The following is a 14,659-nucleotide window of genomic DNA, read 5'->3' on the forward strand; positions in this document are numbered from 1 at the left end:
AACAAAAAACGCTCGAACCATTTCGAGCGTTTTTTAATGGGTTTATTTCCCTGAAAAAAGAAGTGTGCTTACCACCGGAAAATGGTCGGAGGGATATAAGAAATTCTCTCTTCGATCCTCAATTACTCGGTAGTTTAAAGTTTTAAACCCTCGAGAGAAGATATAATCGATTCTCACCTTTGCAGGCTCCTTCGTATCAAAGCCTGTAAAGGTTCCTTCAGGACCGTAGGGCTTTTTCTCAGAGTGAAGAAAAGAATCACTGAGTTCTTTTGAAAGCAGCGCAATGGGAGCCGTATCACTTTCTAGATTAAAATCACCGGTTAACACTACAGGATATCCCTTCGTATTCAATTGACGAATCTTTTCAAGAATCAACTTTGCCGATTCCTCACGAGCGGTATTTCCGACATGATCAAAATGGACATTCAATGCCCAAAATGACTTCCCATGCTCTTTAGACTTAAAGAGTCCGTAGGAACAAATTCTGGGATACGCCGCATCCCATCCTTTGGAGGGAACCTTTGGTGTGGGCGACAGCCAAAATGTACCGCTTTGCAAAAGTTTAAATTTGGAGGCATCATAAAAGAGCGCTGAAAATTCTCCTTTTCTCTTTCCATCGTCACGACCCACACCCACATAGCGATAGGAAGGGAGGCCTTTTTGGATGTAATCCATTTGTTCAGGTAAAGCTTCTTGCACGCCTAGTATATCCGGCTCATAATAATTCAATAGATCCACAAGATCTGCTGCGCGTTTTGACCATGCATTTTCTGCATCGGACTCTATCGAAAGCCGAATATTATACGTCATGACCTCTAGTTCTTGCGCCCATGTTAGATTCGCCACCAGAAGAAAAGTCCATAAAAATCTGTATCTCATAAGTTATGCCTTAAGGAAAAACTTCTCCGCTAGGGAGAAGTTTTTGGGTTAATTTAAGCTTCCGATATGCTTGGAATCGCAACATTTTCGTTCGTGTCTTGCTCGTAATCTATGCCTGGCACTTCAAATCCAAACAAATTGAAAAAATCAGTTCGGTATCCTTCAATGTCGCTAATCTCACTTAGGTTTTCGGTGCTAACCTCTGCCCAACGTTTTGCGACCTCGTCTTGGATATCACTTGCCATTTCTAAATCATCGATTCGAATGCGGCCCTCAGAATCTAAAGGTACCACGCCGTCCTTTGTATAAAGTCTTTCGGCAAATAACCTTTGAATTTGCTCAATGGTTCCCTCATGAACCCCTTTCTCTTTCATCGCTTTGAAGAGTAATGAAATGTAAAGTGGTACCACAGGAATTGCAGAACTAGACTGCGTAACTAAAGCTTTGTTCACAGAAACATAAGAACTACCGTTAAGATTCTTCAGAAGTTCGTTAAGATACTCGACGCTTGCTTCTAAATCGTTTTTCGCCTGTCCAATGGTTCCGTTGCGGTAAATTGGATACGTAAGTTCAGGACCTATATAAGAATAAGCAACCGTTTTCACCCCTTCGGCTAAAACGCCTGCTGCATTTAAATCTTCCATCCAGAATTTCCAATCTTCTCCTCCCATGACAGCAACTGTATTGTCAATATCTACTGAGTCTTCCACGGGTGCAATGGTAATATCAGTTACGACTCCTGTATGAAAATCAACCGTTTTATTAGTAAAAGGAGCTCCGATGGGCTTAAGTACAGAGGAGTAACTTACTCCTGACTTGGGATGGGTACGTCTTGGAGAGGCTAGACTATAGACTACCAAATCGACCTGCCCTAAATCCTTCTTGATCAAATCAATGGTTTGTTTTTTGATTTCATCGGAAAATGCATCGCCGTTAATACTCTTGGCGTAAAGACCTGCCTTCTTCGCTTCCTGTTCAAAGGCGGCTGTATTGTACCAACCTGCTGTTCCTAACTTTCCTTCAGAGGCTGGTTTTTCAAAGAACACACCAATGGTCGCTGCATCCGAGCCGAATGCGGCCGTCACGCGTGAGGCAATTCCAAATCCAGTGGAAGCCCCAATGACCAAAACTTTTTTGGGTCCCCCTTCAATTTTACCCTTCGACTTCACGTACTTAATCTGATTCTTAAGCGTTTCCAAAGCTCCCTCTGGATGCGCAGTCAGACAAATAAACCCTCTTGTTCTTGGTTGAATTATCATAGTTTTAATGTTATTTATCGCATTACAAATTAAGTGAATTTTGCCGAATTTCACCAAATCCTTATCCTAGAAATCCTTATCCGTTCTTTTTCGCCTTCACCATCGCTTCTAACATGTCCCACATTTCGGTAGGCAATTGTTCCAGCATATTGAACTCACCTGCTCCTTGGAGCCACTCTCCTCCATCCAAAGTGACCACTTCCCCATTCATATAGGCTGAATAATCGGAAACCAAATAGGCCGCTAAATTAGCAAGCTCTTGATGTTCTCCTACCCTACGAAGCGGAACTTTTTTACGCATATCAAATTTATCCGCTAAATCTCCGGGAAGTAGACGTTCCCAAGCCCCTTGGGTCGGGAAAGGGCCCGGTGCAATTGCATTAAAGCGAATTTGGTATTTTGCCCATTCCACCGCCAGGCTTCGAGTCATCGCAAGAACGCCTGCTTTCGCGCAGGCAGATGGTACGACATACGCCGATCCTGTCCATGCATAGGTGGTGACAATATTTAATACGGTTCCGGGGATCTTATTCTCAATCCAATACTTTCCAACCGATAAGGTGCAGTTTTTGGTGCCTTTGAGCACGATGTCTACTATCGAATCAAATGCGCTGTGGGTAAGGCGCTCTGTAGGAGAAATAAAGTTACCCGCTGCATTGTTGACCAGGACATCAATTTGTCCAAAGCCTTTCACAGCGTCCTGTTGCATTTTCTCCACTTCGTCGTAATTTCGGACATCGCATTTTAAGGCGAGAACGTTTCCACCCGTTTCGTGCTCAAGTTCAAGGGCTGTCTTCTCCAGTTTTTCTAAGTTACGGGAAGTAATTATGACTTTCGCTCCCAGGGTTAGAAAATACCTACTCATCGCCTTTCCAAGGCCACTCCCTCCTCCTGTCACAAGAATTACTTTTCCTTTTAGTGCCTCTTTTTGAAGCATTCCTTCTGTATATTTCATCGTTTTTACTTTAGGTTTGAACTTGTGAATTTAACCAATTTTGTGCAAACCCTTCCGACAGATTGTATTCAACAAATAAGGTTCGCTTTTTGTTAAGGTTCTCTTGGTTAATTTTTCTCGGGGATCCTCCCCTCCTTAACTAGCTCCTTGCCCCTCCTAAAATTTGAATTTGGATTTAAATCGGAAGGATTCCTGTCAATATTTTCTTAAATTTGATCCAAATGAATCGAACTTATGACAAATCCTTTACTAGAAATATTCAAAACCCCATATGAGACCGCACCTTTTGATTTAATTGAAACCAGTGATTTCTTACCTGCGTTTCAAGCCGAGGTAAAAATTGCAGAAAAAGAAATTGATCAAATTGCGCAAAACCCGGAATCTCCTACGTTTTCCAACACGCTCGAGGCGCTTAGCTTCAGTGGGGAAAAACTTGAGGTGATTTCCTCAATCTTTTTTAATTTAAATTCCGCTCAGACCTCTGAAGAACTGCAGAAGACCGCTCAGAGCGTCTCTGTCCTACTCACAGAGTTTTCTGCTAAAATATCGCATAACGAAACGTTGTTTAAGCGAATTCAAACTGTCTATGATGCAAAGCAAACGCTTACGCTTGACCCAGAACAGACCACGCTCTTGGACAAAACCTACAAGGACTTTGTTCGAGGGGGAGCGCTCTTATCCCACTCAGATAAAAAGAAGCTCGAAAACATCAACAAAGATCTTGGGCAAAAGTCCCTAAAATTTGGGGAAAACCTATTGGCCTCAACCCATGCCTACTCAAAGAATCTTCAAGAAGAATCTGCTCTTGAAGGCTTGTCGAAAAGTCAAATTGAGCCCTATGCGATTGAAGCTAAGGAACGAGAAGAAACAGGATATACGATAACCCTGCAGTACCCAAGTTATGTACCTGCGATGACTTACCTAAAAGACCGTGAATTAAGAAAAGAACTCTATTTTGCCAATTCAGCCAAATCATTTGACGATGGAATTTACGACAACCAAAGCTTAATCAAGGAAATAACCGCCTTACGAGAAGAGAAAGCTAAACTCTTAGGGTATGATTCGTTTGCCCAATACGTTCTTGAGGAACGTATGGCGAAAAGCCCAAAAGAAGTTTCAAGCTTTTTGCACGAGCTGCTAACCAAGGCAACACCGTATGCTGAAAAAGAAATTGAAATTTTAAAATCCTATGCGAAAGAGGATGGAATTGAGCCTCTGGAAGCATGGGATCACGCCTACTATGTCGAGAAAAGAAGACAAAAGGAATTGGAAATAAACGAAGAAGAGCTTCGTGATTACTTCCCCTTACAAAGTTCGCTTGAGGCCGTATTTGATCTTGCTCATCGTCTGTTTGGACTTAAAATTGAACTCATAAAAGACATTCCGCTGTACCATCCCGATGTTCAAACGTATCTAGTTAGCGAAAACGGAAAAGAAAAAGCAATCCTTTATACAGATTTTCACCCTCGTAAGGAAAAGCGCTCTGGCGCTTGGATGACGAGTTACAAGAGTCAATTTAAAAAGGGAGCTAGAGAGCAAAGGCCACACATTTCTGTGGTCTGCAATTTCACAAAACCTACACAAACGACTCCTAGCTTACTTACCTTTCAAGAACTCACTACACTTTTTCATGAATTTGGGCATGCGATTCACGGCATTCTGGCCGACACCCATTACCCTAATTTGTCGGGAACCTCAGTCAAATGGGATTTTGTAGAACTTCCTTCTCAATTCTTGGAAAACTATTGTTATGAACCGGAATTTCTTCAATCGTTTGCCAAACATTATAAGACAGGGGAACCCCTTCCTTTAGATCAAATCCAGAAGCTAGCCAAAAGCAAAAGTTTTATGGAGGGCTATCAAACTTTGCGACAAGTAGGATTTGGACTTTTAGATCTTGCCTACCATTCGCTTTCGAGTCCGGTAGACGATGTCAAAACATTTGAAACCAATGCAACGCTAGGCACAAACCTGTACCCAACGCACGAGAAAACGGCTATGAGCCCTGCATTTGCGCATATTTTCCAAGGCGGATATGCCGCAGGGTACTACTCTTACAAGTGGGCAGAAGTTCTCGAAGCCGATGCCTTTGATCTCTTCAAAGAAAAAGGATTGTTTGACCCAGAAACGGCAGCAAAATACAAAAAACTGCTTTCTGCAGGAGGCTCCATTGACCCGATGGTCTTATACAAAAGGTTTCGAGGTCGAGAACCTAAAGTAGAAAGCCTACTAAAAAGAGCATTTGGAACGAACTAGAACGAAAGTCCAGTGGTAGTAGAATTCTATTTTGCTAGCGCTGGACTTTTGCTTCTCGCTTTCGCCAGCAAAGGAATGGAAATGAAACCCATTACAGCCATAATCACGAGTTGAAGGGTATGGGATATAAACGCGTACGCTAATCCAATTTCTGCACCTTTCTCGAAGGAACCTCCCGCACTTACAAACAAGGCCCCAATACCCAATTTTACGGCGAGGTGAAAAGCACCGATCCCACCGCTGGCAGGAACAATCATCCCAAGGGTCCCAATCACGATAATAAAGAGTCCGTCGGCGGGCGAAAACCCTGCCGTTTCTGGTAACGCAAAACACACAATGTACGCGGCGAGATAATAGCAAATCCAAATTGCAAGAGAATAAAGAAGAAAGAGTCCTGGTCTTCTCAGGCGAAAAATACTTGTCATGCCCTCGATAAGTCCATCTACGATCCCATACAATTTGCTGAAAAATGCAATTGCTTGCAATTTACTGCGAAGACTGAAAAACAAAACTGCTCCAGAAACCAAGATCAAGCCGATCACCAGGATCCAGTAGCCGCTTGAGCTAGATTCTGCACCTTGCTGGCTAAATGCATAGTTGAAAAACGATTGAATTGCATCGTATTTTAAAATCAGGGCTAAACACAGGAAAAGCATCATGCAAAGCAGATCGATTACTCGCTCAAGTATAATGGTACCAAAGGACTGGTCCACGGGTACCTTTTCTACTCCGTACAGTGCGGTGGAACGTGCTAGTTCTCCACTTCTAGGCACCGTAAGGTTCATTAAATAACCAAAAGAAATTGTCCACAAGGCATTGGAATTGGAGATTCTATACCCCATTGGCTCAAGGAGGAGATTCCATCGGATGGCTCGAATCCAATACGCCAACAGTCCAAACACGGCGGCAAATAAAACCCACAAATAATTAGCTTCAGCAAAATACCCTTGAATCGCGTGAATATCAAGACCTCGAAAGGCAAGCCAAAGAAAAAAAACAGCGACTGCCACAGAGATACCGATGGTCACCAAGGTTTTTAATAGCGGAGTTTTTCTTTTCGTTTCCAACTTGTCTGTTCGTTTAGGTTAACAGATTGTTCTGTTCGTTTGGAAAAATAATCTTAGGCTGAAAAGTCTTTGCTTCCTCCGGTGTCATTTGCGCATAGGCAATGATGATCACTATATCGTTCTTCTGTACTTTTCTGGCTGCAGGACCATTAAGACAAATCTCACCGGAATTCCTTTTCCCTTTGATCACATAAGTATCAAAGCGCTCTCCGTTGTTTACATTTACAATGTAGACTCGTTCTCCGACTATGATACCCGAAGCTACCAAAAGTGCTTCGTCTATCGTAATACTCCCAATATAATCGAGATCGGAGGCCGTAACCCTCACGCGATGAATTTTCGATTTAAATAGTTCAATTAACATAGCCGCAAATTTATTAATTTAATTCTAAAAACCTTTTAAAAATAACCAATTGAATACAAGGCAAATAAGAGAAGCTAACATTACCCATACTGCATAAATTATCTTATTTTGTTAGGATTATCACAAACTTTAGGAAAAATAGCTTCATAGTATGCCCTATATTTAATAATTCGCAATTCAAATATCCAATCACAAGTAATATTGAAAACACTGAACAATAGGGTCTTTGGCATAATTTTAGTACCATAAAACACGCATTTAGCAGGGAGGCTTGAATTATCAAGTTTCATTCTTTACCATGCGAAAAATACAATTTTGATGAAATTTTTCAAAAAAATTTGCACAATATGAAAATTGTATTATATTTGCTCTAGTAACAACTAACTTTAAAACAAAATATCGTTATGAACAAGTCTGAACTAATCGACGCGATGGCAAAAGATGCCGGAATTACAAAAGTGTCTGCGAAAGCAGCCTTAGAATCATTCATGTCTAATGTACAATCTACCCTTAAGAAAAAGGATGGGAAAGTTTCCCTAGTAGGTTTCGGTACATTTTCTGTAGCGGAAAGAGCTGCAAGACAAGGAATCAACCCTGCAACAAAAAAACCGATCAAAATTGCAGCGAAAAAAGTAGCAAAATTCAAAGCAGGAGCGGATTTAGCCACTGCGGTTTCTGGTCAAAAGAAGAAATAATCAATTTCGATTCAAAGCAAAGAAGCGAACTCTTTCGGGGTTCGCTTCTTTTTGTTTTAATTCTATAAGAATTTAGGGGGCTAATCGTTCTTGTACCCAATCGCAATGCTCATCTAGCCGGTAAAGAATACGATCATGCAATCGGTTAGGACGTCCTTGCCAGAATTCCATTTCATAAGGTTTTGCTAAATACCCACCCCAATAGCTAGGCCTTTCCACTTGCTTTCCTTCATACTGCTGTTCCAACTTGTGCATTTGGTTCTCCAAGTAATCCCGATCCGGAATAACGGAGCTCTGATTCGATACCAAAGCCCCCAATTGACTTCCTTTGGGTCGTTGAGAAAAATAGCCATCACTTTGACTTTCCGCTACTTTTTCTGCCCTTGCACTAATTAGCACTTGCCTTTCCATTGCCGGCCAAAAAAAATGCAGACTTATTTGAGGATGCTCCTGTATGGCATGTCCTTTCCTACTGTTGTAATTCGTGTAGAACACAAATCCCTCCCAGGTATACTCTTTAAGTAAGACCATTCGAGTCCTAAGGGTCCCATCCGATTCAAGACTCGATACAGCCATAGCATTAGGCTCCGAAAGACTCTCAAGGCTTTGCGCTTCCAAAAACCAAGTCTTGAATTGCTGCATAGGGTTCTTTTCTAATTCAGTCTCCAACAGCTCGGATCTTTTATAATTCTGACGCCAATCGTGTAGATTTTCCATATTATTTTTTACATTTGACTATGAGTTACTCCTACAAAGGTAAAATATTAATTTCCACGCCCGATCTAAGCGGGGATGTTTTTTCTCGATCTTTGGTCCTCTTACTAGAACATACCTCTGACGGGGCATTTGGGCTAATATTAAACAAGAAAAAAGACGAATCATTTTTCATAACGGATTCCTCAGAGGTCACGAAAAATTCAGTCTGGTTCGAGGGGGGTCCTGTGGAACCGGATCGAAAATTCTTTATCATTAAAGGACAAACAGAACAAGAGGACAGTATCTGGATTAACGAGAACTACTATGCCACTGAAAACTATAAATCTATTATTAAAGGAGTTCTCGATGAAGAAATCGACTTACTCAATATCAAGTTCTTCGCAGGATATTCCGGATGGTTTGCTGGACAACTCGAATCTGAAATTGCGCGCAAAGCTTGGACTCCTGTCGATGTGCCTAATTTAGATTACACCGCCAGATACGACGATAATTTGTGGAAAAAACTGATGCAAAAGCTAGGAGGAGATTACCTTTTGTGGGCCAATGCACCTGAGGACATCTCCATGAATTGACTTACTAAACATTAACATTTTTTTAGCAATCCTATGGGGACTTTTTAAGAGAAAATATGGCTTACTTTGTAGTATAAAAATCAGAGTAAGTATCCGTTTTGAGACTTCTTTGAGAGACTTTTAAGCAAAGTTTAAAAACCCGGCAAATGACTTACTAAACGGTTGTTTGTTGGGTTTGTCAATTAAGGACGAACGCAAAGTACTGCCATGAAATAAAACATTTATCCTTTAGTCAAGCATCGATTCTTTCCATTTCTGAATCCATTCTTTAAAGCGCAGATTTGAAAATTCCTTGTTTCGAATCTTGCCTACACTGAAAATTCCTTTCTCTTCTGAAATCATAAGAATTTCTTCTGCTTTCTGACTTTCAAATGCGACCAGTTCTGCCTGTTCAATTTGAGCAAGATTGTTTTTATGGATAAAAGTTACAAAGGCCTCCATTAAAGGAGAGATATACGCCCCTTCAGTCTGTTTAGGCACCCGTATCACTTCGTCATTCAATAGCAATAGATTGCCTAAAGTAGAGCGTGCAATGCGTTTGTTGGGATTTAATAAAATCACATCGTCTAAGTCATTTTCAAGAGCGTAAATTTGCCCATAAATGTTCTCGCTGCAATGGACTCGAATGTTGCTTAAGAGATTTGTATTTACATTAATCTCTTTAATCAGATCCATCTTAAGGGGCTGTTGAAGCGAGATCAGCTCCGGAAGCGGTGAAAAGCCAAACCAATATTTTACATCTGCCTTTTCAAGGGGCCCATCACCCGTTTCGCGGTAGACCATAAAATGAATAATGCCTTCTTTAGAATCTTCCTTGAGCAATTCGTTTTGAAAGAGTTCCTGGAAAAATTCAAGCGTATAACTTAAAGGAATTCTCATTCGCATTTTTCGCATCGAGGCCATCAGAAAAAAATAACTCTCTTCTGCAAAGACAAGTTTTGAATTTCGCACAAAAAAAGAAACACTTACTGCATCTCCGTATAAAAAAGCACGCGAAGGCGTGGACGTAGAAAGACCCATATCATTCATATTTATCTAAATAAAGCGAACAAAATTAAGCATTTTAAAGAGGTTTACCGAAAGAATAGACCAAAAAAAAATGAACGAATCACTCGTTCATCTCATTTCTTACTTCCTCTGCAACTCAGTGAAGGAAAAATATATTCTTATGCAGCTCCTAATTTGATCTGCAAATTTTCGATTAAGTTCTCCCAATAAAGGCGATTCTCATCCTCGTCTCCTTTCTCGCAGAAATCCGTGATATTCAAAGCCAAATCTTCAGTGATCTCGTCAATGACAATGGTCATCTCGAAATAGTTCTTTGTATCCTCATCTTCTTCCCAACGGAAACGTACGAAACTCTCTGGTTTATATCTTATTAGCGTAGCCTTCTCTGCAGGACCGCCACCCCAACTAAAATAAAAATCATCCCCTCTTTCAATCACTTCATCTGCAAACCACTCGGAAAGCCCTTCAGCACTCGCAAGGTATTCGTACAAAATTTCGGAAAGACAGTGCATTGGATATTCATACTGCACTTTCTGCTTGGCCATATTCTATGTTTTCTAATGTGCCGCAATATATAAATTAATTTCTTATTTACACAATAGAAAAAAGATGATTTTTATAGGGTTGAATCTGCCGTTTGATCAAGAGCTTGAAGTAGGATCTTACAGCCCTCTTTAATTTCACTTTCTGAAATCGTTAAGGGTGGAGAAATCCTAAGGTACTCATTGCGATACAATTGCCAAAAAACGATGAGTCCAAGTTCCATACAAGTTTTCGCAACACGTAGGGTAAAGTCGGGATCTTGTAAATTGACTGCGAGCATAAGTCCACGCCCGTTTACATTTTTAATTTTTGGGTGCACGAGCAGACTTCGAAATAGCGATTCTTTGGAGTGCACCTCATCCATCAGACCACTGGTGAGAACTTCACTTAACGTTGCATGGCATGCCGCGGCAATAAGAGGATTTCCTCCAAAGGTGGTAATATGTCCAAGTTTCGGAGAATGCGTAAGAGACTTCATGATTTCTTTTGAACTCATAAAGGCCCCAACCGGCACTCCTCCTCCCATTCCTTTGCCCATAGCAAGGATATCTGGCACAATTCCATAATGTTCAAAACTAAAAAGCTTCCCCGTACGTCCAAATCCAGGCTGGATTTCATCTAGGATCAAAAGGGCACCCACTTCTTCGCAGCGCTCTTTTAATTGTCTCAAATACGCGGGCTCTGGCAGCAAAAATCCCGCAGCTCCTTGAATCGTTTCAAGTAAAACACAGGCGGTGCTTTCCGTGATTTTAGTGAGATCTTCTAGGCGGTTAAATTCAATAAACTGCACGAGTGGGAGTAAGGGTCTAAACTCTCTTTTGTGATATTCATTCCCAGAAACAGAAAGCGCTCCGTGGGTATTCCCATGATATGAATTTTTGAAAGAAACAATTTCTTCTCTTCCCGTGTAGCGCTTGGCAAGTTTTAAGCTACCTTCTATTGCTTCAGCTCCAGAATTGACCAAATAGGTCACTTCTAGAGGTTCTGGCGTGGAGTGTGCAAGGAGTTCGCATAGTTGAACCGGCATTTGCTGTGCATACTCCCCGTAGACCATGACATGCAAATATTTATCCGCTTGCGTTTTGATGGCCTCGACAATTTTGGGATGAGAATGTCCTAAGGTATTGGCAGAAACACCCGCCACAAAATCAAGGTATTTATTTTCGTTTGTGTCGTAAATATAGGAACCTTCGGCGCGCTCCACCTCAAAGCCAGAGGCAAAAGGAGTTGTTTGTGCTTGGTACTTGAAAAATTCTTTTTGCATGATGCAAATTTCGGAAATATTGCTCTAAAAATGACTATGAAAATTCTGAAATTAGGAGACGAATCATTCAGCAGACTTATTTACGAGTGCGCTTCTCCACCTTGGGTTGGTTTTTCGCATTTTCGTCTCGTCGGCGTAGTTGTGCCTGTTCATAGAGAGAATCATCCGATTCGTATTGAATAGGCTCGTAGTTCGGAGAATCCACAAAGATATCCTTCCACGTTTTTAATCGATCTTTTGTGTTCCAATTAAAGTCAGGAAAAAACCGCTTCTCCTTTGAAATAAAGGACATGGGATAGGTGTCAGATCTCGCTCCTACATTGCAGGAAATCACCTGAACCTGTCTATCTGCAAACAATACTTCAATGGTTCCACACGTAGAAAGCACAACGCCTAGACGTTCCATCTCTTTGGTCTTTTCATCCTCAGAATCCGCATAGGTAATGGCTTGGGCGTTGCCTAACGCTTGTGCCAATTTCACCTCATTATTTTCGTAGTACACGGTAAGGATTCGTCCTTTAATTTGGTTGAACTCATCTTTTAGATTTAGAGAATCTGCTTTGCTAATCGCAAATCCATTTCCAAGGACCTTTATGGAGTCAATTTCTTCGCTTTGGGTATTGAAATAAGCCTCAATCTTATCACCTGTCACTTGTTTAGCCCCACTCCATAGGATCGGATTTCCATTCAGATGAAGAACTCCGTCCGTTTCATCAAATGAGATCGAGTCAGCTCTTGCCTGCGCATTCGACTTAAACATTCGTCCCTTATGGAAGGCGCGTAAATAACTTTTTTTAATGCCGGTGGAATCTAATTTTTGATAAGCTAAAATTCGATCTGCGGAAAAATACATGGAATCCTCTTTTAAAATCTTAACCGCGTACGGGCTTTCGGTAACCATTGCCGAGTCCTTCTTTTCGTATATTTCTCCATACCCTCCTTTGATATAGCGATTCTCTTGTGGATCGTCCAGCGTTACATTCTCTTTCGCACGTCCAAAACCTGTCAATTGATTATAATACATGGTGTCCCCCGTAAGGACTTTTCCATTGTAATGGATTCTCGAATTTTTATTTAGATAAACTTCCTTGCTGTTCATTAAATACCTTCCCTGCTCTGTGTACACATAATTAGAAGGGTTTTCCTTATTAATCACACGGGTAGGTCCAAAAAACTCAGCCGTATTGGTGTTTTGATATTGTTTGATATTGCTTCCCTCTACCGTATACTCAGGATTGTCAATTTTCACATTCCCAGTGAAATCAATGATTTTTGTAGATACATCGTAGGTGGCAGCATTGGTATACATGATACTTTGGTCACTAATAATCGTACCTCCGGTATTAAAATAGGCCTGGTTAATTCGACGATCATAGTAAAGAGTTTCCGTCTTGATAGTTTGTTTCGGATCCGTCAAAACCACATTTTTTCTTGCGATTCCTCTCTCCGTATTCCCATCGTACTCCATTTCCTTAGCGGTAATCACGGATCCGTCTGCGTTCTCAAGACGAACATTACCAATGGCTTTTACGAAATTTTCGTCCTGATACAAGATGACCTCATCCGCTGTCAGAATAGATCCTTTGTGGGAAAACTTGACATTCCCCGTAAAAAAAGGATTGCCCTCAAATTTCTTTTGGTCTACCTGAAAACGATCCGAATGGACAAGCTGCACATTCTCGGTACTCACCGTTTGCCGCGAGGGCTTGGTAAAAAAAGGGTCTTTCACCAAAGGAGTCTTTGGCTGGGTAGTAATCTGCGCAGAAAAGAACTGGGCACAGATAAGTAAAATAAAAAGGAGCCCTTTTTGCATTATTCTTTTTTCCTACCGTAGAAATAGAGAGAATGTGAGTCAATGGCAACTCCAAAAGCTTCTTCAATGGCCTCTTTAATCCCCTGAATACGTGGGTCACAAAACTCGATTATTTCAGCAATTTCGCGGTCAGAATTCTGTTTGTATATGACAAGATGGTCATGTTGTTTGTCAAAATAAGACTTCTCATAGGAAGAAGACGTTAAAGTCTTCTCTCCAAACTGATGCTTTCGAATAAGTCCAGCGTCTAAAAAGATTTCAATGGTATTGTAAATTGTAGCCTTGGACACATGGTACTTTTTCTGCATCATTAGCAAATACAAATCATCCACATTAAAGTGGTGATCCATATTGTAAATCTCCTCTAAGATCGTATAACGTTCCGGCGTATTTCGAAACCCTTTATCTTGAAGATATTGTTTTAAAACTTCTTTGATAACTTGTTTGTTCGAGTCTGTTTGCTTTGCGTCCATTAATAATAATTGTCTACAAATCTATTAAATTAAATTGAGAGTAGCTCTAAGGAGCCGGCTTCAAAACCAACTGAAAGGTTTAGGCTCTCGTTCCTATTTTAAAGATTTTTTGAATTGATTTGGCTTATCTTTTTAATTCGTACCATTTGATTCAAAAGAGGCGCAGACTCGACTACCGCGTTGTGTGGAGAGACTCCCCACGCTTTGAAATCATCACTCCCAATCGATTTTACAAAATTATAAATATTGAGTGTAATCTTCTCCTTCACGGTAAGTAGGGTATCGTTGATATAGGTATTATCGATAATCACGTACCGAAGATCTGGGGGGATATTATGACTTCGAAGGGAGGGATGCGCACTTCTCGAAGGGATCATGCCTTGTTCCATCAAATCCGCCAGAACACTATCAAAATAATCATTGATACGACGCTCAATCTTAAACCCTAAATAAAAATTCACACTATAAATGGTTCCGGGAACCACCTCTTCTACCGCATACTTGAATGTATAGGGATCTTCCTGGTTAATGATATTCAAGAAAAAATAATGGTCTGCTCTTTTCGGCTGCTTGCGAAGGATCGAATAGATGATTTTAGATTCTATTTCATCTGCTCTTTTTGCTCGACTTAGAAAGGCTAAATTGGTTGCGTATTTGGGAATCGTTTCGTCTAACTTCAAATCCTTAATGACAGGAGCATATTCTCCTAGCTTCACAAATTTGATAAACTTATTTTTAATCTGTCTTCCATCCCCCCCCCCCCCCCCCCCCCCCCCCCCCCCCCCCCCCCTACG

15 protein-coding genes are annotated in these 14,659 nt (G+C 41.0%); 3 read left to right on the forward strand and 12 right to left on the reverse strand.

The genetic code is table 11. The annotated features are described in order from the left end of the window. Positions 1-42 precede the first annotated feature (42 nt). The 3 genes from ACX3PU_RS08800 to ACX3PU_RS08810 all read right to left on the reverse strand — a co-directional run bounded on the left by ACX3PU_RS08800 (position 43) and on the right by ACX3PU_RS08810 (position 3,093). On the reverse strand, positions 43-879 hold the full coding sequence (locus ACX3PU_RS08800) for an endonuclease/exonuclease/phosphatase family protein (RefSeq protein ID WP_459084650.1): 837 nt from the start codon (positions 877-879) through the stop codon (positions 43-45). A gap of 53 nt (positions 880-932) precedes the next feature. Then, positions 933-2,138, reverse strand: a complete 1,206-nt coding sequence (fabV, locus tag ACX3PU_RS08805; RefSeq protein WP_459084651.1) for an enoyl-ACP reductase FabV — start codon at positions 2,136-2,138, stop codon at positions 933-935. 76 nt (positions 2,139-2,214) lie between these two features. Beyond that, a complete protein-coding gene (locus ACX3PU_RS08810; protein ID WP_459084652.1) occupies positions 2,215-3,093 on the reverse strand; it encodes an SDR family oxidoreductase in 879 nt (292 codons plus the stop codon). Positions 3,094-3,327: 234 nt separating this feature from the next. Between ACX3PU_RS08810 and ACX3PU_RS08815 the strand changes: the two genes are divergently transcribed. Further along, entirely contained in the window at positions 3,328-5,349 is a 2,022-nt protein-coding gene (locus tag ACX3PU_RS08815; protein WP_459084653.1) for a M3 family metallopeptidase, read from the forward strand. Between the two features lie 26 nt (positions 5,350-5,375). Here the strand turns inward: ACX3PU_RS08815 and ACX3PU_RS08820 are convergent, their stop codons facing one another. Both ACX3PU_RS08820 and panD read right to left on the reverse strand, forming a co-directional pair. Next, the gene (locus tag ACX3PU_RS08820) at positions 5,376-6,416 is read right to left on the reverse strand and encodes a lysylphosphatidylglycerol synthase transmembrane domain-containing protein (RefSeq protein ID WP_459084654.1); all 1,041 of its coding nucleotides are present in this window, start codon (positions 6,414-6,416) and stop codon (positions 5,376-5,378) included. 13 nt (positions 6,417-6,429) lie between these two features. Further along, positions 6,430-6,780 (reverse strand): aspartate 1-decarboxylase, encoded by a 351-nt coding sequence (gene panD / locus ACX3PU_RS08825; RefSeq protein WP_459084655.1) that lies wholly within the window; start codon positions 6,778-6,780, stop codon positions 6,430-6,432. Positions 6,781-7,184: 404 nt separating this feature from the next. On the opposite strand from panD, the gene ACX3PU_RS08830 reads away from it, so the two are divergent. Then, positions 7,185-7,475, forward strand: a complete 291-nt coding sequence (locus ACX3PU_RS08830; RefSeq protein WP_459084656.1) for an HU family DNA-binding protein — start codon at positions 7,185-7,187, stop codon at positions 7,473-7,475. Between the two features lie 72 nt (positions 7,476-7,547). Here ACX3PU_RS08830 and pdxH read toward each other — a convergent pair whose 3' ends face one another. Then, positions 7,548-8,192, reverse strand: coding sequence for a pyridoxamine 5'-phosphate oxidase (pdxH, locus tag ACX3PU_RS08835; protein WP_459084658.1), 645 nt, complete (start codon positions 8,190-8,192; stop codon positions 7,548-7,550). A gap of 20 nt (positions 8,193-8,212) precedes the next feature. Between pdxH and ACX3PU_RS08840 the strand changes: the two genes are divergently transcribed. Continuing rightward, positions 8,213-8,764 (forward strand): YqgE/AlgH family protein, encoded by a 552-nt coding sequence (locus ACX3PU_RS08840; protein ID WP_459084659.1) that lies wholly within the window; start codon positions 8,213-8,215, stop codon positions 8,762-8,764. Between the two features lie 228 nt (positions 8,765-8,992). Here ACX3PU_RS08840 and ACX3PU_RS08845 read toward each other — a convergent pair whose 3' ends face one another. The 6 genes from ACX3PU_RS08845 to ACX3PU_RS08870 form a co-directional block, all read right to left on the reverse strand. Beyond that, a complete protein-coding gene (locus tag ACX3PU_RS08845) occupies positions 8,993-9,784 on the reverse strand; it encodes an aminotransferase class IV (protein ID WP_459084660.1) in 792 nt (263 codons plus the stop codon). 146 nt (positions 9,785-9,930) lie between these two features. Continuing rightward, positions 9,931-10,317, reverse strand: coding sequence for an START-like domain-containing protein (locus ACX3PU_RS08850; RefSeq protein ID WP_459084661.1), 387 nt, complete (start codon positions 10,315-10,317; stop codon positions 9,931-9,933). A 71-nt stretch (positions 10,318-10,388) separates the two neighbouring features. Further along, complete coding sequence (locus ACX3PU_RS08855) at positions 10,389-11,579, reverse strand: aspartate aminotransferase family protein (protein WP_459084662.1); 1,191 nt, start codon at positions 11,577-11,579, stop codon at positions 10,389-10,391. Positions 11,580-11,655: 76 nt separating this feature from the next. Then, on the reverse strand, positions 11,656-13,392 hold the full coding sequence (locus ACX3PU_RS08860; RefSeq protein ID WP_459084663.1) for an OstA-like protein: 1,737 nt from the start codon (positions 13,390-13,392) through the stop codon (positions 11,656-11,658). Continuing rightward, positions 13,392-13,865 (reverse strand): Fur family transcriptional regulator, encoded by a 474-nt coding sequence (locus tag ACX3PU_RS08865; RefSeq protein WP_459084664.1) that lies wholly within the window; start codon positions 13,863-13,865, stop codon positions 13,392-13,394. Before ACX3PU_RS08865 ends, ACX3PU_RS08860 begins: the two co-directional genes overlap by 1 nt. 98 nt (positions 13,866-13,963) lie before the next feature. Further along, entirely contained in the window at positions 13,964-14,581 is a 618-nt protein-coding gene (locus ACX3PU_RS08870) for a KUP/HAK/KT family potassium transporter (RefSeq protein ID WP_459084665.1), read from the reverse strand. Positions 14,582-14,659 lie beyond the last annotated feature (78 nt).

It is taken from the genome of Chryseobacterium sp. A301, from assembly GCF_054489425.1.